The 21,566-nt window shown below is 54.8% G+C and carries 13 protein-coding genes; 7 read left to right on the top strand and 6 right to left on the bottom strand.

Features of this window, described 5'->3' with window-relative positions; translation table 11 throughout:
* Together AC6T8Q_RS17645 and AC6T8Q_RS17640 are read right to left on the bottom strand one after the other, a co-directional pair.
* Window positions 1–2,763 carry a serine/threonine protein kinase gene (locus tag AC6T8Q_RS17645; RefSeq protein WP_500680337.1) on the bottom strand — a complete coding sequence of 921 codons (2,763 nt, stop codon included), beginning with the start codon at window positions 2,761–2,763 and terminating at the stop codon, window positions 1–3.
* Window positions 2,764–2,796: 33 nt separating this feature from the next.
* Window positions 2,797–3,927 carry an FHA domain-containing protein gene (locus AC6T8Q_RS17640; protein WP_500680336.1) on the bottom strand — a complete coding sequence of 377 codons (1,131 nt, stop codon included), beginning with the start codon at window positions 3,925–3,927 and terminating at the stop codon, window positions 2,797–2,799.
* 238 nt (window positions 3,928–4,165) lie between these two features.
* On the opposite strand from AC6T8Q_RS17640, the gene AC6T8Q_RS17635 reads away from it, so the two are divergent.
* Window positions 4,166–5,554 (top strand): diguanylate cyclase domain-containing protein, encoded by a 1,389-nt coding sequence (locus AC6T8Q_RS17635; protein WP_500680335.1) that lies wholly within the window; start codon window positions 4,166–4,168, stop codon window positions 5,552–5,554.
* Window positions 5,555–5,714: 160 nt separating this feature from the next.
* Here AC6T8Q_RS17635 and AC6T8Q_RS17630 read toward each other — a convergent pair whose 3' ends face one another.
* The gene (locus tag AC6T8Q_RS17630; protein ID WP_500680334.1) at window positions 5,715–7,067 is read right to left on the bottom strand and encodes a DUF8689 domain-containing protein; all 1,353 of its coding nucleotides are present in this window, start codon (window positions 7,065–7,067) and stop codon (window positions 5,715–5,717) included.
* 30 nt (window positions 7,068–7,097) lie between these two features.
* The gene (locus AC6T8Q_RS17625) at window positions 7,098–7,415 is read right to left on the bottom strand and encodes a hypothetical protein (RefSeq protein ID WP_500680333.1); all 318 of its coding nucleotides are present in this window, start codon (window positions 7,413–7,415) and stop codon (window positions 7,098–7,100) included.
* Between the two features lie 147 nt (window positions 7,416–7,562).
* Between AC6T8Q_RS17625 and AC6T8Q_RS17620 the strand changes: the two genes are divergently transcribed.
* Together AC6T8Q_RS17620 and AC6T8Q_RS17615 are read left to right on the top strand one after the other, a co-directional pair.
* Window positions 7,563–9,119, top strand: coding sequence for a class I adenylate-forming enzyme family protein (locus AC6T8Q_RS17620; protein ID WP_500680332.1), 1,557 nt, complete (start codon window positions 7,563–7,565; stop codon window positions 9,117–9,119).
* Between the two features lie 39 nt (window positions 9,120–9,158).
* On the top strand, window positions 9,159–9,731 hold the full coding sequence (locus tag AC6T8Q_RS17615; RefSeq protein WP_500680331.1) for a DUF4256 domain-containing protein: 573 nt from the start codon (window positions 9,159–9,161) through the stop codon (window positions 9,729–9,731).
* 3 nt (window positions 9,732–9,734) lie between these two features.
* Here the strand turns inward: AC6T8Q_RS17615 and AC6T8Q_RS17610 are convergent, their stop codons facing one another.
* Complete coding sequence (locus AC6T8Q_RS17610; RefSeq protein WP_500680330.1) at window positions 9,735–10,628, bottom strand: DUF72 domain-containing protein; 894 nt, start codon at window positions 10,626–10,628, stop codon at window positions 9,735–9,737.
* Between the two features lie 467 nt (window positions 10,629–11,095).
* Here AC6T8Q_RS17610 and AC6T8Q_RS17605 point away from each other — a divergent pair, with 467 nt between their 5' ends.
* Window positions 11,096–11,518: a hypothetical protein gene (locus AC6T8Q_RS17605; RefSeq protein ID WP_500680329.1), complete on the top strand. Its 423-nt coding sequence runs from the start codon at window positions 11,096–11,098 to the stop codon at window positions 11,516–11,518.
* A 273-nt stretch (window positions 11,519–11,791) separates the two neighbouring features.
* Here the strand turns inward: AC6T8Q_RS17605 and AC6T8Q_RS17600 are convergent, their stop codons facing one another.
* Window positions 11,792–11,992: a hypothetical protein gene (locus tag AC6T8Q_RS17600; RefSeq protein WP_500680328.1), complete on the bottom strand. Its 201-nt coding sequence runs from the start codon at window positions 11,990–11,992 to the stop codon at window positions 11,792–11,794.
* 308 nt (window positions 11,993–12,300) lie between these two features.
* Between AC6T8Q_RS17600 and AC6T8Q_RS17595 the strand changes: the two genes are divergently transcribed.
* The 3 genes from AC6T8Q_RS17595 (at window position 12,301) to AC6T8Q_RS17585 (ending at window position 21,477) form a co-directional block, all read left to right on the top strand.
* The gene (locus AC6T8Q_RS17595) at window positions 12,301–13,206 is read left to right on the top strand and encodes a linear amide C-N hydrolase (protein WP_500680327.1); all 906 of its coding nucleotides are present in this window, start codon (window positions 12,301–12,303) and stop codon (window positions 13,204–13,206) included.
* Window positions 13,207–13,888: 682 nt separating this feature from the next.
* The gene (locus tag AC6T8Q_RS17590; protein WP_500680326.1) at window positions 13,889–20,413 is read left to right on the top strand and encodes a choice-of-anchor Q domain-containing protein; all 6,525 of its coding nucleotides are present in this window, start codon (window positions 13,889–13,891) and stop codon (window positions 20,411–20,413) included.
* A 647-nt stretch (window positions 20,414–21,060) separates the two neighbouring features.
* Window positions 21,061–21,477 carry a BON domain-containing protein gene (locus AC6T8Q_RS17585; protein WP_500680325.1) on the top strand — a complete coding sequence of 139 codons (417 nt, stop codon included), beginning with the start codon at window positions 21,061–21,063 and terminating at the stop codon, window positions 21,475–21,477.
* Window positions 21,478–21,566: the final 89 nt, after the last annotated feature.

The raw sequence follows: 21,566 nt of genomic DNA, 5'->3' as shown, positions 1-21,566 counted from the left end.
CTACTCACAACGCAAGTCTTGCCAGTGAATATCATCGCGGGCATGCAATCGGCCCGCGGCCTCAACGATGTCGGGGTAGATTTCCGCGAGGCGTGCGCCAAGATGTACGGGCTGCAGGCCAAAGCCTTCGCGAATCAGATACGCGTCGGCCACTTGAGTCTGGCTGCTGGCAAGTGTTGGGCAGGCATGCTGCATGGCTTCGTAGAGCGACGAATTCGCATCATCGCTGGAGGAAATCAGGAGCGAACGCCGACGATAGCCGCAATCGAGGACGCTTTGTTGCGAAAGGATCAATGTGCTTTCGACCAACTCTGCGTTATTGGCGGCTAAATTGCGGTCGGAGAGATTGGCCACTTGCTCGTCAACCAATGTTGTGAGCTTGCTGGCCAACTCGTTGGCTGAAACATCGTGGCACTGGAGCAGCGCCGAGAGTTCCGCGACGATGCGATCATTGGCTACTTGGATAGGGGCAGAGCTTGCAGGGGGGTGATTGTCATCGGCTAAATCGATGGAGTCGACAAACTGTTGGAATGCCTGAGCGATGTTTTTGATTTTTGCCGCGCGGGCGGCTTGGCACCTATTGATCTCATCCTCAGCTAAAGGCTGCTCAGATTTTGGCAGGCGAAGGGGGACCTGCTCCATGATCGCACGAGCAAAATTGGAATTCGCATGAACACCGAACAGTTTTGCATCGTCGTCTTGGTTGACTGTACTTTGTTGCACCCAACATCCTGCGATGGCTTTTAAGAGGCGCTTTTGGTTAAGAGCAGCAAAGACCGTGGCCAACCGGCTGATATTTACACAGGTAAAGGTTTGCAATTCCTTCTGATCCGGGTCGTTATTTTCACCGCAGGCCCCGTCGGCTTTGAGCAGCAAATATTCAGTGATCGATTGCATCGTGAGTTCGAAGTTTTTGCGCTCACCGCGTGAGGGAATCGTTACACAATCGATCTTATCGAAAGGATTTTGTGACAGCTCAAATCGCGAGGCGGGACCTGGCGGGGGATTCTCGCCGCAGTTTCCTTGGAGCTGTGTGTGGTTAAGTTCGGTCAGAAGCGAAAACATATTGGCTGCCGCGAGAGAGTCCTGGCCGTCGCTGTGGTAGGTGCTGGCGAGCACGCCTTCGACGAGGACCTCTTGCGAGAATTCTTGACAAATCGAGCGCACGGCTTGGGCTATATCAATGACCGTCCCAGCGCCGGTGCCGCCGCTCATACCAGTGAGCAAAACGACGCGAATGGGTTTGGGTGCCTCGGGCGATTGCGCGAAGTTGGTTGCGAGCCAAGATAATCGATTCTGCAAAGCCGCGAGAACATCGCGAGCGTGATCGACAATTGCAATGCGTCCCAGAGGGCGAAAGCCACGCGTTTGCAGCGAACGTGGAATGTTGTAAAGCCAGCGACGGCTGACCCATTGCAAGAGGGCACTGGAACCTTCGCGGTATTGGTTAGGTCGCCGGAGGGGAATGTGCAGCTTCTCCTCGCTGGCGAGACAGTCTTGTTCGTTGCCAGCGAACGTATTTCTCAGCGTTTCTTGTTCGGTATCGATGGCCAGCCAGGCCAAGGCTTTTTCATGCTTTGTGTCAATCGACCGGGCTTGGCTGCACAGTGACCTCAGGAGTTTGATACCCACGCCGCCGACGCCGACAAACAATGTCGGAACGGCAGCAGTTGCTTCGAGCCTGCCAGCCGGTGTTTCTACGTCTTCGATGGTCGCATCAACAACAGGGAACTCAAGGGCTGGTTGGGAAGGATTTGGCTGTGCATCTAAAGCTTGGAGCGAATCGAGGGCGTTTTGAATCTCGCCAAGCACTTGGGTGGCCGCCGCGGCGACGGAGTCTTCAATATGTTGCGTGTCGCTAAGCAGCACCGACTTGGTGTCTTCGTCGGCCAGAGGTTGATAAGCAGGTGCGGAACGACTGTTTGTTGGATTGCCACTGTTGGTAGTGTTGGTTTGGCCAGCGAAACGCAGCGCTTTGACAAATTCGCGGCAACTTCCAAAGCGTGACGTTGGATTTTTCTCGAGTGCCTTTCTGACGATTACGCGATCGGCCTCATCGAGCGGTCCGACGTTCGGCTGTGCCAGAGTGTGCTGCTTGGCCAATTGCGCCGGCGTGCGGCCGGAGAAGGGAAGGGTGCCGGTCAGCATGTGCTGATAAACAATGGCCAGGCTGTACTGATCGCTGCGTGAAGACGGGTTGTTGTCGTAAATTTCCGGTGCAGAGTAGAGCGGCGTCATGCCGCCCATCATCGAATTGAGCGTTTTTGAGGCCAGCTCTTTGACCAGACCAAAGTCAGCCACTTTGATATGATCGCCGACGACCAACAGATTCTCAGGCTTGATATCGAGATGCTGAAGCGAATGCTGCTCGAGCAAGCAATCGAGCGCTTCGGCGGCATCCCACAAATAGGCAATCAGTTGCTCGCGTGGAATGCCCGTTAGGCCGTCGGTGATGTGGGTTTGAAAGCAATCGCTGAGGCTGCGATCGGCGAGCTCCGTGACGATCACCAATCGATTATTAACGATTTCGTAGCGTTCGATAGAAAGCAGGAACGGATGGCGGACGCTTTTGATACGCTCTAGGGATTTGAGTTCCCGTTCGGCCATGCCATCTTCGCAATGACCGAATACAATCTTAACGGCTTTCTCAAAACCGCCAGGTGCGGTTGCTTTCCACACTTCGCCGTACCCGCCGGCGCCGAGACGATCCACGACCGTGTAGCCTTCTGGAAGCGCGACGTGGTGAGTCGATGTCGTGGACATAGTAAAATCACAAACTGGCGAGATGATGATTGGCTATACAGTCGCCGGAGTGGACAAGGAATTGATTTCGTCAGCGACGCCGCTGGCAGCACTCAGTTTTAGATTCACACCGATGTCGTTGGCGGCTTGATAGTCTTCCTTGGGCAACCGCGCCGGCATAACGACTTTGATATTGGCAGCCTCGCAATTGGCGATCACACTTTTCAGTTGCGTCATCCGCCGAGGATACGAAGCGATTCCGCGGCATAACGCCGGAGCAAGCACCAAATAATCCGGCGCCGCGGGGGCCATGTCATTGACGCACGTGGGACCGCCGGAAAACCGATCGTAGGCCAGTTCTGCGCCAAGCTCTTTCAGTTCAGCACAGAGTGCCAGCGCTTCGCTTGATTGCACGGCCCAAGCCCAGGGCATGATGATGCCGACCGACTGGCACCCGCTGAGGCTATCGAATGCTTGATCCAAGGCGAGAAAAAGTCGTTCGTCGAGACCAGAGTGCAACTCCACTCGCAGCAAAATGGCATCACACGATGACATTTGGTTGGAATGTTCCGCCGCTAATTGCCAAGCTAGTTGTTGGATGCGCGAGGCCGTCGAGCAGCCGTCAAAGGCATCCATGGAATGCAATCGCGAGGCCAGCGGTTCATCCACCGAGACAATCGTTGCTTGTTCGAGATTAGATTCGCAATCGAGAATGCTGGTGCAATTCAGTGGAATCGCCTGCCACAAGAGCGCTTCGCTGAGCTCGCGGCGGGCTCTTACATGGCCGCTAAAAGCCAGATTGGGATCAGTTTTGCGTCGGTCAGTGAGCGGCTGCGTCACCATTCGCTCGATTTGGCCGGGCACGTTGCTAATGAAAGTTAGTTCCGTGCCCGCCACGGAGATCGAGTCGCCATCTTCCAAGGAGGATTCGGTGATCGGCTGACCGTTGACTGAAGTTCCATTGGTGCTGTTCAAGTCACGGAGACAATAGCCGTTGGAGGTTTTGGTGATTTCCGCATGCGCGCGCGAAATACTTTCGGATTTGATCTGAAGCTGCGCGGTTTCGCCTCGTCCAATGACGAAGGGATATTCCTCAATGACGATCGTTCTCAGCGTCGGACTGTTGAGCGGATAGAACTCTAGCCGCGGCCGAGTGTCGTTCTCATTACGCAAGGTGATTGCCACGGGTACAAGCCTTCGTTCGTGATATTGAGTTGAACGGATAACGCAAAACCAAGAGCACAATCCGGCGAACCGGTTACGTTCTAGGTCGCTTAACCAAGGAAAAGATTGTAGACCACTTGAAGCGTAGCTTATCGATTTGAGGAGGCAGCGAGCCCGTGACACGAATCGGAAGAATAAATGCTAGAGTTGATTTGAGCAGCAATGTTACCCACCACGTCCTCGCTTGCATGAGGTTGCCGTGTCTTCTCATCTTAAAGACTTTCCCATTACGATCGTTTCGACCGATACAGCCGCGCTCCGTGAAATCTGTTGGACGTTGTCCTCGTTTGGATATCAGGCGACGACTTCGTCTGATTGGAGCGATCATGCCGCTTGGCACCGAACGAACCATCCCTCGCTACTACTGCTTGATGCTCGCGACGAAACTGAAATTAGGAAACTGTTGTCTTCACCACGCTCGACCCCTTATTCCTATCGCGTGGCGTTTTACGATTCGCATTCCTTGGCGAATGCCGACAAGTTGATGGAACTGGGTGCCGACGACTTGATTCGCTACCCGGTCAATATCGGCGAATTGACGTCGTGCCTCAGAAGAGGGCGTCGCCGGTTGGAATTCGAACAGCGTTTTAGCATCACCACGACCTTCGATTTGCAGACGGGCATTGCCAACCGACAAGGTTTTTTGCGGCAACTGGAACGAAAGCTTCGCGACACGCGAGGTAGCAACGAAGGTTGCGTGCTCGTTGTGGGGATCGATTTTCTTAACACAATTTGCTCGCAATACGGCCAGTGCACGGTCGAGGAAGCGAACACATTATTGGCTAAGTTGCTGCACGAAGAATTGGCGAGCGAGGACTCACGCGGCATCCTGCAAGAAGGGGTTTACGCGGCACTACTGCAAGGTCAATCGGTAGGTCAAGCAATTGCCTTCGCTGAAAATCTGGGAAGGATGTTTAGCGAAAGCAGTTACACTTTAAGCAGCAAGGGATTGCGACTAACGCTCTCCAGTGTAGTCTTTGATTGGCCATGGGGCGAGAATGCGGCCGAAGCGATCAAGCGAGGACTCGTGGCGTTACGCAACATTCGCGGTTTTGGTGGCAATCAAATCCTCGAAGCGAGCGAAGTTGAGGAAGCCTACACGCATTGGCAGCAGAACTTGCCTACGCACAGCAATGTCGATGCCCAACACATTATGGAAGCCTTGCCTTTGGTGCTGCCCATCAGTGCGGCGAATTCGTCCCCTAACAGTTGGGGGATTCATGCGTTTTCGTCGCAACAGCCTTTCCCGCCCTGTGTTCCCGTGATCGACGAATCCGGTAGTTTGCTGGGTGTCATTGAGGCCGAGACGTTTCGCGATTGCGGCAGCGACGCATTCGCAGCGATTGAAGAGCATCTCGATCCCAATCCTGAAGTCATCGTGAGTGATGCCCGACTTGCCGCGATCGCGACAGCCATGCAAGCGGCGAACAAAGGCTATTTGCTGGTTGTTGAGAACAATAAGCCGGTGGGGTACATCACTGCGGCAACACTCGCTGCGGCGATGAGCGAACCCATTGAACAAACTGACGACGATGACTATCTGCAAGGCGAGCTGGGCATGAAGTCGCTGGTCGTGGCGCTGGCTTAGTCTGAATTGTCATTCTGAGGGGAGTTCTACGACCCGAAGAATCTGGCTTCAATCATCGTGAGCTAACTATGCGAGATGGTGCCGCAAGCCAGATCCCTCTGTCGGCAAGCCTCCCTCGGGATGAAAACTTGACTTCTTGGGGAACACAATTTCCGCTCAGCTATTCTTTACCGCTCATTGCCGTGAAGTAATTGCTCACCGCGTGATCGAGAATTTCCGTGGTCGCCACGCGGGGCAACTCATTGTATTCGCAGTAGTGAGTCACCTGGTCCAAGAGGTCACGGGCGTGGCAGCGGCGCATGGGACGATTGCGTTGTTCGTAGTGGTGCGAAATCAAGTATTCCAAAGCATCCCTCGAACATTCAAGCTTGGCCTTCTTCGCAAACACGTCGAACAGTTTGACAAACTCTTGCCGGGAAGGGGCGCCGATTTCAATCTTAAACGGGATCCGACGCAGGAAGGCGTCGTCAGCCAGATCGCTGGGCTCCAGATTTGTGGAAAAGATAATCAACTGTTCGAAAGGAACTTCAATCTTCTTAACGTTCGCCAGGGTCAAGAAGTCGATACGATTCTCCAGCGGAATGATCCACCGATTCAAAAGTTCCGTGGGGTTGATCCGTTGCCGGCCAAAGTCGTCGATCAGCAAGCTGCCGCAATTGCTTTTGAGTTGCAACGACGCGCCGCTGACGTGGCTGACTGGATCGTGTTTGAGTTCTAGGCTGTCCATTGTCAATTCGCCACCCACGACGACCGTGGGCCGACGAATACGAATCCAGCGGCGATCCTGGTTCGACGTATTCATCAACTTGCTGACGGCTGTTTCCACCGTTTCGTGGCACGAAGCATCAAAGAACTTGATGATCTGACCGTCTTCGATAATGGCATGCGGAACCAAAATGTTCTGACCAAAGCAGCGTGTGATGCGTTGGGCAATCGTTGTCTTGCCGTTACCGGGCGGGCCATAGACGAACATCCCCTTGCCCGCACTGATCGCTGGACCCAACTTCGCGAGCATTTCGGGTTCGACATTAATATCGGAGAACGCCTTTTCGAGGCGATCGCGCTTTGGTTTTTCGGAACGGATAGTTTGCGCTTGGACCGAGTCGACGTAATCTTCCAGCGGAACGGGGGCTGGTCCCGTGTAGGCACATTCTTGAGTTGCGATCCGAGCGCGTTCACGGCCGAGATCGGTAAGTTGATAAATATTGTCCCCGAGCATCCCTGAGCCGGAAAGCGCCAGATACTGCCGCTTTCGCAACTCCGTATAGATGTCTTCCAAAATTCCGACTCGTAGACAGATACGATCGGAAATCTGTTTGCCGGTGAGCGAGCCCGCCGTATGCACGATCTTGATCACGAGGTCTTCGACGAACGTCGCGCTCAAGCCGGTTTCGGCGAGCGTGCTTGGCTCTTCCGGCAAGAAACTGTCGTCGAGTCCGAGGGCCGAAACCAACGCGGCGGGCGATTCGCTGGAGGTGGGACTGGTCCAAGTGCTGGCTGTCGCGGTTGACATAACGTGTGCCGATTCTTTTTAAATTTTTTGTTAGTTGGTGCCGCGGTGTTTGGCATGGGCCGTCAGTTTGCGACTGATCTGCCAGCCAAAGTTGGTTAATTCGAAATGCTTCGGTGTTGTGCCCGTGCGCAAGAGTTGCAGTTCAATGAGCGTGTGGACCGCTTCGCAACAGTTTTGTGCATAGAGCGGATCTTGCGGGTCGTAGAGTTTATCTTTTCCGGCGCGCACGGCGTGCCCGTGGGTGTCGGAGCGGTGAGCAATCTCCAGCTGCCCTTTGTTCCTGCCGGCCAGGTTGAGGACGTCCTGTTCTGCCGGTTTCAGCGATTCTGCGGTGACAATGGTGTGCATAGACGATCCGCCGGAACTGATGGGAAACTACGAAAAGCGTAGCTTATTCCGGGGGGCAGGGGGCTGTCGGAACCCAGTGCTTTTTGCTGCGCGGCTAAAATTGCTATGCTAGTGCCAACCTGATGCTGACTGCGAGGATCATAAATCGTGACATTGCGCGGACCTCAACTTAAGCGACCTATAAATCTGGCCACGCTGCTCGAAGCGGGTTTGAATAATAATCCCGATGCAAGGGCACTGTTCTCGCTTGAACGAGAATGGTCGTGGCGGGAACTTGATCAAGCGTCGACTCGGCTCGCTCGGCATTATCTAAAGATGGGGCTCACGCCGGGAGATCGGGTTGCGTCGTTGTTGCCGAATCGTGGCGAGCTCGTGATTCACTATCTGGCTTGTTGCAAGGCAGGGCTCGTCGCAACGCCGCTCAATTATCGCTATCAAGCGCCCGAGATCGATCATGCCTTGGAAGTCAGCGGTGCGTTGCTACTGGTGGCCCACGCCGAACGCGACGATGTCCTCGCCTCAAGTGAGCAGGTATCGCGACTCCCGCTGGGCCGTATTAGCTTTGGAACTGAAAGTAGCAGTTATCCGCGCCTCGAAGATTTGACCACGACGGACGGGCCTGCTGCTGATCTCGTCTCGCCCGAGCCAAATACTCCCGCGTTCATCTTTTTCACATCGGGCAGCACGGGAAAACCTAAAGGAGTGACGCACACCCACGAGACATTCGGCTGGATGATCGCCAGTGCGATTGATGGTCTGGCGATTACACCCGACGACATATTTCTGCCGGCTACGTCGGCATCGCACATCGCGGCAACTTCCTTCTTATTCGCTGGACTTGGCGCGGGGGCCTGTGTGGCCGTCGCGCGCACGTTTGGTGGCGATGAGTTGCTTCCACTCTTACGCACCGTGCGGCCGACGCTCCTTTGCATGTTGCCCAGCCCGCTGTTTGGACTCGTGCGCGATCACGGCGCGGCTCGCGAAGATTTTCAATCGCTGCGGCGTTGTATCTCCGGAGGCGATAAAATCTCGGCGGAGTTGGAGCGCGAGTTCATGGACGTCGCGGGATTCGATATCGAAGAAGTCTACGGCATGACCGAAACGGGAACGTCGCTGATCAATCCCACGGCCGCGCACAATCGAATTGGTTCGATTGGCCAATTGGCGCCAGGTTTTGATGCCTCGATCCGCGGGGATAGTGCTGAGGTAACTCAAGGCGAATCGGGCCAGCTTTGGATCCGTTCGCCGAGCAACATGATCGGCTATTGGAATCGACCTGACGCGACCGAGGAAACGATTGTCGCTGGCTGGCTCGACACGGGTGATTTGGTTGCGACCGACGAACAGAGTTATTTTTGGTTTCGCGGTCGGAAGAAGCAGATTATCATTCACGACGGCTCGAACATTTGCCCGCAAGAGGTCGAGGAATCGTTGTTGGAACATCCGGCCGTCGCCAGCGCGGGGGTGATCGGCATTCACGATTTGGTCCACGGCGAAAATGTTCGCGCTTATATCACTTGGCGACCCGAGGCCAAGCCGCCGGCCATCGCCGAGTTGATCGATTTTTCGCGTCGCCGGGTTGGTTATAAAGCGCCGGACGAGATTATCGTGCTCGACACGATGCCGATCAACGCCGTTGGGAAAGTCGATCGCGTAGCGTTGCGGGAGATGGCCGACGCCGGAGCGAATCGCCACTTAGCGTGATAAAAATATGGAATATAAGAACAACAAGGAATCTTCATAATGCCCAGCGCCAAACCCAAAAAGAGTTTAACACCAGCCCAGTGCGATAAGCTGCTGAGCGTGTTGAAAACGCGTTTTGAAGAGAATATGAACCGTCACAAAGGACTGAAGTGGGCGAACGTCGAAGCCAAGTTGGCAGATAGTCCCGACAAGCTGTGGTCACTCCACGAGATGGAACGAACGGAGGGCGAGCCCGACGTTGTTGGTTACGACAAGAAATCGGGCGAGTTTATTTTCTTCGATTGCGCCGAGGAAAGCCCCAAAGGCCGCCGCAGCGTGTGTTTTGATCATGAAGCCTTAAACGCCAGAAAAGAACACAAGCCCAAAGACAGTGCAGTGGGCATGGCTACGGCCATGGGCATCGAACTTCTGACCGAAGAGCAGTACCGGGAGCTACAAAAACTTGGGGAGTTCGATCTGAAAACATCGAGTTGGGTGCAAACTCCTGCGAAGATCAGAAAACTCGATGGGGCGCTGTTTTGTGATCGCCGTTACGGCCACGTGTTCACGTATCACAACGGAGCGCAGTCTTATTACGCCGTGCCGGGATTTCGGGGGGTGTTAAGAGTCTGAGTTTTAAAGCAACCCCTTGTCATCAAGCGTTTTGGGAACGGGCAGCTTCGTACCAACCTTCTTGTTGAGCCGTTCGATAAAGTGCGCGGAGAGCGCGGGCGATTCCTGTTCGGCATTCTGATGGACGAAGAAAAAAAGCTTCTGCAAACCGGCCTTCTTCCATTTCGAGATTCGCTCTACCCATTCATCAAGTCGCGCGCGATCGGATTCAGGCTCGTTCGCGCCGACCCAGCGGACAAACGCCGTGGGGGTCGTAAGTCGCATATGCATCAGGTCGCGGCGGCCGGCCGTATCGACAAGAATATTTGTGATGCCGTGCGTTTCGAGCAGATCGTAGAGTTGGCTTGAAACGGTCGGGTCGTTGTACCAATCGGTGTGACGAAACTCGATCGCCAGTGGCACGTCGTAGGTCCAGTTTTCGGCAAACGCCGCGACGCGATCGAAATCTTTCGGCCCGAAATTGTTATGCAACTGCAGAAACGGCATTTTCAGCTTCTCACGCAGGTGCGACATGTTGGCGACGTACTGCTCGACGAGTTCCTTGACGTCTTTCAGGCGACGGTAGTGAGAAATGGTTTGTTCAAGTTTGGGAAAGAACCGAAAGTTTTCCGGCACTGCTTGATACCAGTTGTCGAATGTTTCAGCTGGAAACAAACGATAGAACGTGGCATTGAGCTCGATGGAATTGAACTGCGTGGCGTAATATGCGAGCTCGTCTTTGGTTCCTCGTGGGTAAAAGTTTTTGAGATCCCGTTTGTTCCATTTGGCACAGCCGACGTAGACTTCGAGTTCGCTTGACTTTGAGGCTTGGGTCTTCAGCCGTTTGGCCGTGCCAGGATGGTCGGCTGGGATCGTGAAATCAACATCCTTCGGATTTTCAACATGCCCAAATTCCATACTGTATCCCTCGATTACCTCTTGCGCTGCGGACCGAAGCGTTTAATTTTCGCCCACGGGGTGCGATTAGGCAAGCTACGGCGTGGAACAGCACGCGCATAAAAAAAGCTCGCATTACCATCGACTTCGTCAATAACGCCGCCGACTTGCTTTCCATCACCGGCAGAGTGGATTTCACCAACGCCAAGATAAGCTTCTCGCCACCGATCCACCCGCGGTGTGTTCAATAATTTCGCTCTCGCGGCGGGATACTTGAAACGACTGAGAAATAAGAAAAAGTGAGAATGTCCCGGCAACAGGTTATTGAGATTTATTACAAAGATTGGCCCGTGGTTTTTTGGGATGTATAGATTCTAAGACTGAATGATTGCAATCACGTAATAAAACACTAGTAGAAATTTTCTTCGTTGAGCAAAAGTTTTTAAGTAATAACTATAATACGTATGACACTCGTTGTTTAAGGAGAAATGCTTGTGAAGACCGGCCAATTGATAGTCTGCCAGGGAATGGTTTGTCTAGTGCTCCTATCCGGTGTGTCTAGGCTAGATGCGGTCACTTTTTTGCCACTGGGAGGTTTAATGGCAAACGACATAGACAGCTTTGCGCTGGGAGTTTCCAACGACGGCTCAACCGTGGTAGGCGAGAGCCAATCCTCATTTGGTCCAGAAGCATTTCGGTGGACTTCTGCTACTGGGATGCTGGGGCTAGGAATTCTCCCGGGAGGCACGTTGAGTCGAGCCAAAGCAGTTTCAAGTAATGGATCGATAGTCGTAGGAGAAAGCGCTTCCGCTTCTACTCATTTTGGTGAGGCATTTCGTTGGAGCGATATGGATGGAATGCTTGCTCTCGGCGATGGTCGTCCCTCTCGCAGCGATTCAGTTCTATCCTGAGAATGCATTGCCTCTACAACAAAATCCCTTCGATTGCCGCCATTGTACACTGTGCCCGAACTGCAACAATTTCCAGTGCGCTAACAGGATTGGCCTGAGTTTTCGCTCGGTAGCTCGTTCCGTAGCCATCGGACCAACTGCATAAGCCCCGTCCGGGCGTGCCCAGGTGGGCGTGACCTAGTTCACCAGATCAGCACCCATCGGTCGATTCGTCCTGGGCACCAACGCAGCCTGTCGGAGGGCACGAATCGGCGGCCTTCGCCATCGTTCTGACTACACTTGAAGATGTACTGAACTACGGGCGCTAGGAAGTGGTGAAGCGAAACGCATCTTGTCGCGAAACTGGTCGAGCAGCTTCCGGTCTTGTGGGACACAGATCGGCTGCATAACTCCCGAAAATGGCGTGTTATACGGCGCAGCGCCGCCTTTGCCGATGCTTGCATTGGTGCTTGGCTGGCGATAAGATTTTGCCATGATAGGAGTTCCGCCGTGGAATGAAGTGGTGGCGTGCAGATAATATACGTCTGTGTGCCATATAGCTCCTTCCAGTCAAGTACTATGCGGCGCTGCGCCGTAGAATTTTTGTTCGGCGGCCGGGGTCTTACGGATATCAAGAGGTTCATCGTGATGCGACGACTGAGTAGTTCGTGCATGTTGATTTTCGTGGTCGCTTCGGTGGCGTTGGTTGGGAGCACTCCTGATGCGACCGCCTGCACCCGCGCGGTCTACTTCGGCAAAGAAATCAAACCGTCACCGGCCGGTCGATGGACTGGGTCGAAGACATGCAGACCAACTTATGGTTGTTCCCTCGCGGGATGAAGCGAGACGGCGGCCTCGGCAAGGGGTCGCTGGAGTGGACCAGCAAGTACGGCAGCGTTGTGACCTCGATCTACGAGGGTGGCACCGCCGATGGTATGAACGAAAAAGGGCTAGTAGCGAACCTACTGTACCTGGTCGAATCCGAGTATCCCGCGGCCGACGACAAGCGGCCAGGTGTGTGTATCACTGCCTGGGCTCAACATCTGTTGGACAACTTTACGACGGTCAATGAAGCTGTCGCAGAGATGAAAAAGAACGCGTTCCGCGTCGTCCCCGTCGCAGCACCGAACGGAGAGAAAGGGACAGTCCATTTAGCCATTTCTGACTCGACCGGCGACTCGGCCATCTTTGAATACGTGAAGGGTAAGTTGGTGATACACCATGGTAAGGAATTCCAGGTGATGACCAATTCGCCGACTTACGACAAGCAGATTGCGATCAATGAGTACTGGAAAGAGTTTGATGGGGCGGTGATGCTGCCGGGCACCGTTCGGGCCGCGGACCGCTTTGCGCGGGCTTCATATTACATCAACGCGTGCCGACAGTCGGCCGATTCGCGGGAAGCCGTGGCGGCCGTGTTCAGCGTGATGCGAAACGTGAGCGTCCCTCGTGGTATCCGCAAGAAGGGCGCGCCCAATGTGTCAGCGACCATCTGGCTGACCGTCGCAGACCAGAAGAACCGTGTCTACTATTACCAGGACACAAACAGCCCAGGTGCCCTTTGGGTGAAGTTGTACAAGATCGACTTCAAGGAAGGCACCGGCGTGCGGAAACTCACCCTCGCCGGCAAGCCCGATACGACCGGCGACCAGACCGCCAACTTCGAGAAGAGCGAGCCGTTCAAGTTCCTTGCACCCGCACACAAGTGAGTGTAGCAGGCTTTGCGGCAGGGCATAAAGGCCCGCCGAGCCAGACGCTGCAGCAGACGGCGGGGGCATGTCGGCATTTCCAGTTTCGGAGCTCACTCGGCACCCGCCGCTGCTGAGCTTGGTCGTTATCTGCCCCAGGAGGGCGTGTCATTAGAGTTGAAATGACGAGCAAAATGACGGTTCGCCATTGGGCACGAAGCACCCCTGCTGACAATATAACGTGGTGTGTGCCATCCGACGATATTTCTGCCATACCAGCGACAACCATCTCGCGGGTGCATAGTGCTTCGTGCAAAATTAGAGGCTCCCGGAACGTGATAGCCTGCTGACGAGTGCACTCTCGACATTGAGTGCCCGCGACATCCAGTCTAAAGATCAGAGTCCGATTCACTCTCAAGTAATTCTGCGAGTATTAGTCGCGAGATGGACTGAAAAGGGACGAATGTGGCCGCATTCAGGGCCGGAATTTGCCCCTTTTCTGTATCTATTCGCTTAACGGCTAACCCTGGTTTATAATCGACCAGCCCTCTTCTAGCAGTTCAAAGTCGCGCCGGGGGGTATGCACCCCTCATCCCGCAGCTTAGGAAACTCCTCCATGCGTCGCCAGCTCTCCAAGGCCGCTCTTCGGCCCGCGCATCTTTCTCGTCGTGGTCACTCAACTTCTTCTCTCAACACTCGTTCGATGCGATTCGAACCGCTCGAAGATCGGCGGTTATTGAGCGTTAACTTCACTGGTGCTTACTTACAGGATTTCAATTCACTCGTCACGAGTGGCACGAATCAAGCGTGGGCGAACGATACGACGCTCATGGGTTGGAGCCTTTACCGCCAACCCGCGCCTGGCACGGCAATCACCACAATCAATACTAGCGATGGAAACAGTAACGCGGGATCGTTATACAGCTTTGGTACGGGAACGAACAACGAGCGCGCCCTCGGCGGAATTGGATCAGGCGGCGCCTATTTTGGCTCTCCAGCCAACGGCGCGGTGGCCAGCTGGATGACGGTCGCTCTCACCAACACGACTGGCAAAACGATCGACGCGCTCGATCTTCAATACACGGGCGAGCAGTGGCGGGACGGCGGCAACATCACCCCGCAGACGATGACACTCGAGTACGGTTTCGGAGCAACGTTCGACGCCGTGACCACGTGGACCGCGCCGGGCAGCGGTTTTAATTTCAGTTCCTTGCAAAACACGGCCACGGCGACTGCGCTCGATGGCAATGCCGCGGCGAATCGCGCGACGGGTCGAGGCGGCACTCTTAACAGTCTCGAATGGACGGCGGGCAGTACACTATGGATCCGCTGGACCGAAACGAACGATGCGGGGAACGATCACGGCTTAGCTATCGACGATTTTTACGCAACGAGCACGATCCTCGTCAACACGACGGCGGACGAAAACGACGGTGTAGGTGTTGGTGGTATCTCGCTCCGAGAGGCGATTGCGTTGGCCAATACTATCCCCGGTGCCAATTCGATTGCTTTCGCACCGAGCCTGTTTGGCACACCTCAGACGATCAGCCTTGGCTCGCAACTCCCAACAATCACCCAGGCGCTCACGATCACCGGCCCCGGCGTCAATTTGCTCACTCTCAATGCCGGCAACGGAACTGACAATACGTTCGGGACGGCTGACGGTTGGCGGATCTTCAACGTTGACGATAGCACGGCCAGTTTGATCACCGTTACCCTCAGCGGATTGACTCTGACCGGCGGCGATGTGACCGCTGGAGGGGCGATCTCGAACGCTGAGAATTTGACGATCCTCGATAGCTGGATCGTGGCGAACTCAGGAAACTTCGGTGGTGGCGTTGTTAGCTCGGGAACGCTCTCCGTGGTCGGCAGCACGATCTCAGGCAACAAGGCCTCTTCTGGCGGCGGCGGAATCAATAGCAGCGGAACAGCCACAATTGTTAACAGCACGATTTCTGGAAATGATGCGACTGGTACCTCGGGGGGCGGCATTATCAATTATGCCCCGCCCGCGCTCACGGCATCGCTAATGCTTGAGAATAGTACGATCACCAACAACACGGCGGGCGCCGGCTCGGCGGTGTATTCTTTTGGAGTGGGACCAATAGTTGCCACACTCAACAACTCGATCATCAACGGCACGGTTCTGAACACGGGTTCACTCAACGGCAGTTACAACCTGTTTAGCGGCACAAACCCTGGCATTATAGGGTCGAACAATCTCTTCAGCGCTAACGCGCTGCTCGGACCTCTCGCAGAAAACGGCGGCCCAACTAAAACTCATGCGCTGCTCCCCGGCAGCCCCGCCATCGACGCGGGCCGCTCGCCCGTTGCGTATTACCGCTTCGAAGAAGCAACAGGAACTGCCGCCCCGGATTTGATCGGCGCCCATCCAGGCGTCTTAGAGAATGGCATAATCCTGAATCAGTCGGGCCCAGTGCAAATCGGTGGGAACGCCGCTTCGTTCGATGGAGTTAACGATTATGTGTCGGTCGCCACACCGTTCTCCGCCTCTCAGCTAAGTGGAGAATCATATTCGGTGGAACTGTGGTTCAACACCAACAATTCGACCACTGAGCAATCGCTGTTCGCGCTAACCGATAATGCTGGTGGTCACGCGGTGCTTCTGGAACTGCGCCCAGACGGTGTATTGCGGTTTCTCAATCGCATCCCCGCAGGTAACTCAGGCGGTGAAAGTCTCACATCGCCCGCTGCTACGTTCGTGGCGGGCCAATGGAATCATTTGGCTGCGGTCCGCGATGGCAGCTCGATGCGAATCTATCTCAATGGCGTGATGGTCTCTTCGCTCTCTGGCGCGACTGGCAGTTTACCGGCAGATTTGCGGCTAACAATGGGCCGCCTCAGCCAACTCGACCCCTCACGTCCCTTTGGCGGCACGCTCGACGAGGTCGTCCTTCATAATCGAGCGCTCACCCCCAGCGAAGTAGCCCTCCACGCGAGCGCGAGTCTCGTCGACCAGCGTGGCGTGGGGTTCTCCAGAGTCGTCGATGCTAACCGCGATGGCACAGCCCGCACCGACATCGGGGCGTTCGAAGCAGACTTGCCGCTGGTCGTGGACACGAACACCGATGTTGTCGATGGTAATTACGCGATCGGGCAGCTTTCGCTTCGTGAGGCGATTCAAATCGCGAACTCTCGCCCGGGAAAAGACACCATCACATTTGCGTCCACAATGAACGGGCAGACGATTCTGCTCGGTGGCTCCGAGATCGCAATTACCGAAGCGCTAACCATCGACGGTCCCGGCGCTAACCTCATAACTGTCGACGCGGGTAACGGGACAGATGACGTGTTTAACACGGGCGACGGTCACCGCATTTTTAGCATTAACGATGGAATTGCCGGAACTTTTTTCGAAGTCGACATTAGCGGCCTGAGACTTACCGGTGGCGACATCGCGGGTTCCGGAGGAGCTATTCTTAGTAATGAAAGTCTCACTCTCAACGACAGTATCCTCGCCGGTAACGCCGCCACAGGCAGCGGCGGGGCGATTCTGAGTGGCAACGACGCGATTCTCAACATCTCACGCACCACCATCGCTGACAATCGGACTGGCGACGATGGTGGTGGCATCGCCACCTTCGGTACGGCCGACATTGCTAATAGCACGATTTCTGGCAATATCGCAATCGACAACGGAGGGGGCGTCCACAGCTATTACTATGACCAGACGACCATTCGCAGCAGCACGATCTCCGGCAACACGGCGCACCGCGGGGGCGGCGTCTTCAACCGTAGCGGCACGGTCAATATCAGCGAAAGCACGATTACGCTAAACCACGCGTCTTTCTTCGGCGGCGGCATTGCTCGTATAAACAGCAACGGCGCCATGAATGTGACCAGCAGTATCGTGGCCGGAAATAGTGCGGGAAGTTTTGATAATGTCGGATTAGGGTTAAACACAGATACTTTCAACGTGTTGAGTGGCGACCCACTGCTGGGCCCACTGGCTGACAATGGTGGACCGACAAAAACTCACGCCTTGCTATTCGGAAGCCCAGCTATCGACGCCGGCGATCCGGCCATTGTGCCAAGCGGCAGCGAATTCGACCAACGCGGCGGCCCCTTCCGTCGCGTCATGGGAACAAAAATCGATATCGGTGCCGTCGAGCAAGTGCTGGGTGTCCCCTCGACCACCCGCGGAGGAATTCTGGCTATCGGTCAGAGCAACTTTTTCTCGTTCAGCGCCACGGCTGGCACGCTTTACAGCATCTTTACGACTGCCGGTACGCTCACCGACACGGAGCTATGGCTTTATGATACCGATGGCGTGACGCAACTTGCTTACGACGACGAGAGCGGCGCCGGTAGCGCGTCGCGGATCTTGTGGACCGCACCTGCCAGCGGGACCTACTTCCTGGAAGTAAGGGACTGGCAGAATAATGCCACGGGCACCTACACGCTCGACATCTCGGAGCACGTCGACGACCATAGCAATACGGCAGTTACCGCCACGCCGATTGCGATCGATTCCACCATCGACGGCTGGATCGAGAGTAACGCCGATGCTGATTTCTTTTCTTTCACTGTGACTGCCGGAAAGGTCTACCGGTTGTATACGACCGCTGGTTCGCTCACCGACACTACGCTGCGGCTCTATTCCACTAATGGCACGACTTCAGTGGGGTTTGACGACAATAGCGGGGTGGGGAATGCGTCGCAACTAAGTGTTGCATTTAACACTAGCGGAACCTTCTTTTTGGAAGTGAGAGACAACGGCGACAACAACACCGGGAGCTATACCATAAGTGTCGAGGAATATCCCGATGATCACAGCCACTTTCCAGTGAACGCCACGCCGATCGGCGCTCCCTCGACGAGTGGCGGCGAGATCAATTTTCTGGCGGACCGCGACTTTTTCTCATTCTCCGGACTGCAAGATGTCCTCTATAGGATATTCACGACTACCGGCACGCTCACCGACACGGAGCTGTGGCTTTACGATACCAACGGCGTAACTGAGCTTGCTTACAACGATGAAAGCGGCGTCGGAAGTGCGTCGCAGATCATTTGGTCCCCTCCGACCGATGGAACTTATTTCCTGGCAGTCCGCGCCTACCAAAATAGTAGTGTCGGTACATACACGCTCGACATCGTCCCGATTTCGCTGACCGTGACGAACACGAACGATTCGGGTCTAGGCTCCCTCCGCCAGGCTATTATTGACGCCAATGCAGTGCCGGGGGCAGACACAATCACGTTCGACAACAACCTGAGCGGGCAAACGATCAACCTCGACTCCCAGTTGCCGACAATTACCGATTCCCTCACGATTACCGGCCTCGGCGCCAATCAACTCACGCTCGACGCCGGCGACGGCACGGATACGACCTTCGGAACTGCGGACGGTTGGGGGATATTCGACATCGACGATGGCACGGCTGCGCAGATTGCCGTTTCCATCAGCGGACTCACACTAACCGGCGGCGATGTGACCGCAGGGGGTGCCATCCGAAATGCTGAGGATTTAACAGTTCTTGAAACCTGGATTGTGGCGAACTCGGGGAGCTTCGGTGGCGGCATTGTCAACTCTGGCACGCTAACGGTGGAAAGGAGCACGATCTCTGGCAATAAGGCCTCCTCGGGGGGTGGGGGAATCAATAGCAGCGGAACGACTACGATACGCAACAGCACGATTTCAGAAAATGATGCCGCTTTTGCCTCCGGCGGCGGCATTATCAACTATAGCCCGCCCAGTGGTGTGACGACGCTCATTGTCGAAAACAGTACGATCACGAGCAACACAGCCAATGTAGGTACGGCGCTACAATCCTTTGGAGGCGGATCGCATTCGGCAACCTTCAGCAACTCAATCGTGGACGGCACCGTCCTGAACACCGGAACTCTCACAGGCAGTTACAACTTGTTCAGCGGCGCAGACCCCGGCATCACGGGAACGAATAACCTGTTCAACACCAACGCCATGCTCGGTCCGCTGGCTGACAACGGTGGACCCACGCAAACACACGCGCTGCTCCCCGGTAGCCTGGCCCTCGACTCGGGTCTGACGGGCACGATTATCGACAACTTTTCTGCAAATGATTTCGCCACCAATTACAACTTCGTCAACGTCTACAATTTTCCTACCAATGCTCCTTCGGTTAGCAGTGGCACGGTCAATCTCAACGTGGGCAACGGTGCTGCGGCGCATATCTGGAACCAAGGCAATAAGCTGCAAAACGTCGGTGACCTCGTGTCGGTGGACCTAGGCTTCAACTACCCACTCGACAATCCGAACGGCAACGTCAACGGCTCGGCCGGCTTAGCATTGTTCAGCGAGGTGAACGGAGGCACGTTGTTGTCGGAAGTCCGCATCAACACCGACCTCGTCGATGGGTCAACGATCTTTAACTTGGAAGATGACGCGCCGGGCGTGGGGACAACTCCCATCGTAGGCACGCCGAGCGGATTGATGCATTTGCAAATCCGCGTGACGGGCACGACGCCGACGACCATTACGATCGAGTCAACTCTCAGCGGACCGGGCATCACGACCGTCGTTAAAACGAAAACGCTCAACACCACTACGGCGTACTTCGGGTTGGCAGCGTTCAATGTCGTCGGCAACGATTCGATTCACGACAATCTCGCCTTCTACTCAGCCGACTCTGCGGTCGACCAGCGCGGGCGGTCACGCGTGGCAAACGGCGGCAATGGCTTCCGGCAGGACATCGGCGCGTACGAATCGCAAGCTGATTCGTCGGCCGACTTTGATGGGGACGGCGATGTCGACGGTCGCGATTTCCTGGCTTGGCAGCGGGGCTATGGCAAACCTAATGCTGTGCGATCCGATGGCAACAGCGACGACGATCTGGATGTCGACGCAAGCGACCTGAGTGCCTGGCAAGTGAGTTACGGTGAACAGCCCGTGCCGGTGGTTGCGGAGGATAATGAGATTTCTGATTTAGGATTTATGATTTCTGATGAAGAATTAAGTAGGCCAGTGCAAGCTTCGCGCGCTCTTCTACTCAACACTGGCGGCGCATTAACCGCATTCAATTCTAGAACAGCTCTACCTCTTGTTCCGGTCCACGCGACTGCTGTGCAAGTCAGCAGTGGCGCCCAGGTGTCCCAAGATCTCTACGTCGAAGAAGTGGACCGCGCATTCGACGAGTTGAGTTTGTCGACAGTGTCGCTGGGCAACCAGTTAATGGCACCCTTTGGCCAAATGGTGGCTCGGCGCAAGTTAAATAGATTGCCGCGCTAACACAAGGGAATACAACGGGAGTTGGCGATAATGGATGGCGAAAAGGCCAGCGTTTTGTGGAATTAAGGTCACTCGACAGAGTTCGCGAGACTTGTTTTCCTACACTTCTTTGTGGAGGTTCTTACTGGCAGAGAGTTGCGTTGTCGCACACTGCTGATCGAATGCTTTGGCAACATGTTTCCCATTCTAGCTACCTACGTAAGGTGGGCGTGACATAGGTCACGAATCACTGCGAAATGTCGGTTCGTCCTGTACGCGCAGTACAAATACATCGCAGCACGGGGCTGCGTTCAGAAAAGCGGTCGCTTTGGGGCATCGTGGAGAGTGCCTTAGAATCGGCGCGTCCTCTCTTAGAAGAATCGTCACTAATTTTTGACCGAGCCACTGAAGAGATGTTGTCGCAATTAAGACTCAACAGGCGAATGCAATTCTCACTAATTGGAATGCGGATTTCGATTTTGGTCACATCCGTCTAAGTTCAAACTGCTACAAGCGACGGCTGTCTGATGATGGCCAGCTTCCGCTTGAGACTTAAAGGCGAACTGCAGTCCGCGAGTCCTAAGTGGTGCATTACCTGCCAACTTCTCCTTATGTTTCCTTGTTATTTGTGAATAACAAACAACGAATCATAAGGCACGCAATTTGCCTTGATTAGTCCATTCGAGCACTTTTACAAGGACTTAAAAATGAGACGCTTAATAATCTTGGGGCTGGCGCTTTTTGCGCTCAGCGGGTGTATGGAATCGGCGAGCGACTCGACCGGTGCCAATCGTGACAATACGGGTGTCAACGTCCGCGATCGTGACGCCAATGAAAAAACACCCATCGATCAAAATGAAAACCAGGCCGATATTGATATCACCGCAAAAATTCGCGAGCGGGTCGTCGCCACGCAGATGTCCGTCAATGCTCAGAATGTGAAAATCATTACGCAGAACGGCAAAGTCACCCTAAGAGGGCCAGTCGCGACGGCTGAAGAAAAGAAACGAATTGAAGACATTGCTCAAGAAGTTGCGAGTGCTGGTAACGTTGATAGCCAGTTAGAAGTTGAACAGCAACCTTAAACTTCGAATATAATAGGGAGGATCATCATGGCTAAGGCTGTGTTTTGTACCGCAAAGACTACTAATCTTGCCACTCAGATTGTGGACCG

Source organism: Bythopirellula sp. (assembly GCF_041737835.1).
In the GTDB taxonomy this organism is placed as follows: Bacteria; Planctomycetota; Planctomycetia; order Pirellulales; family Lacipirellulaceae; genus Bythopirellula.
The sequence above is the reverse complement of the archived record's forward strand: the minus strand, read 5'-3'. Positions and strand labels throughout refer to the sequence as shown.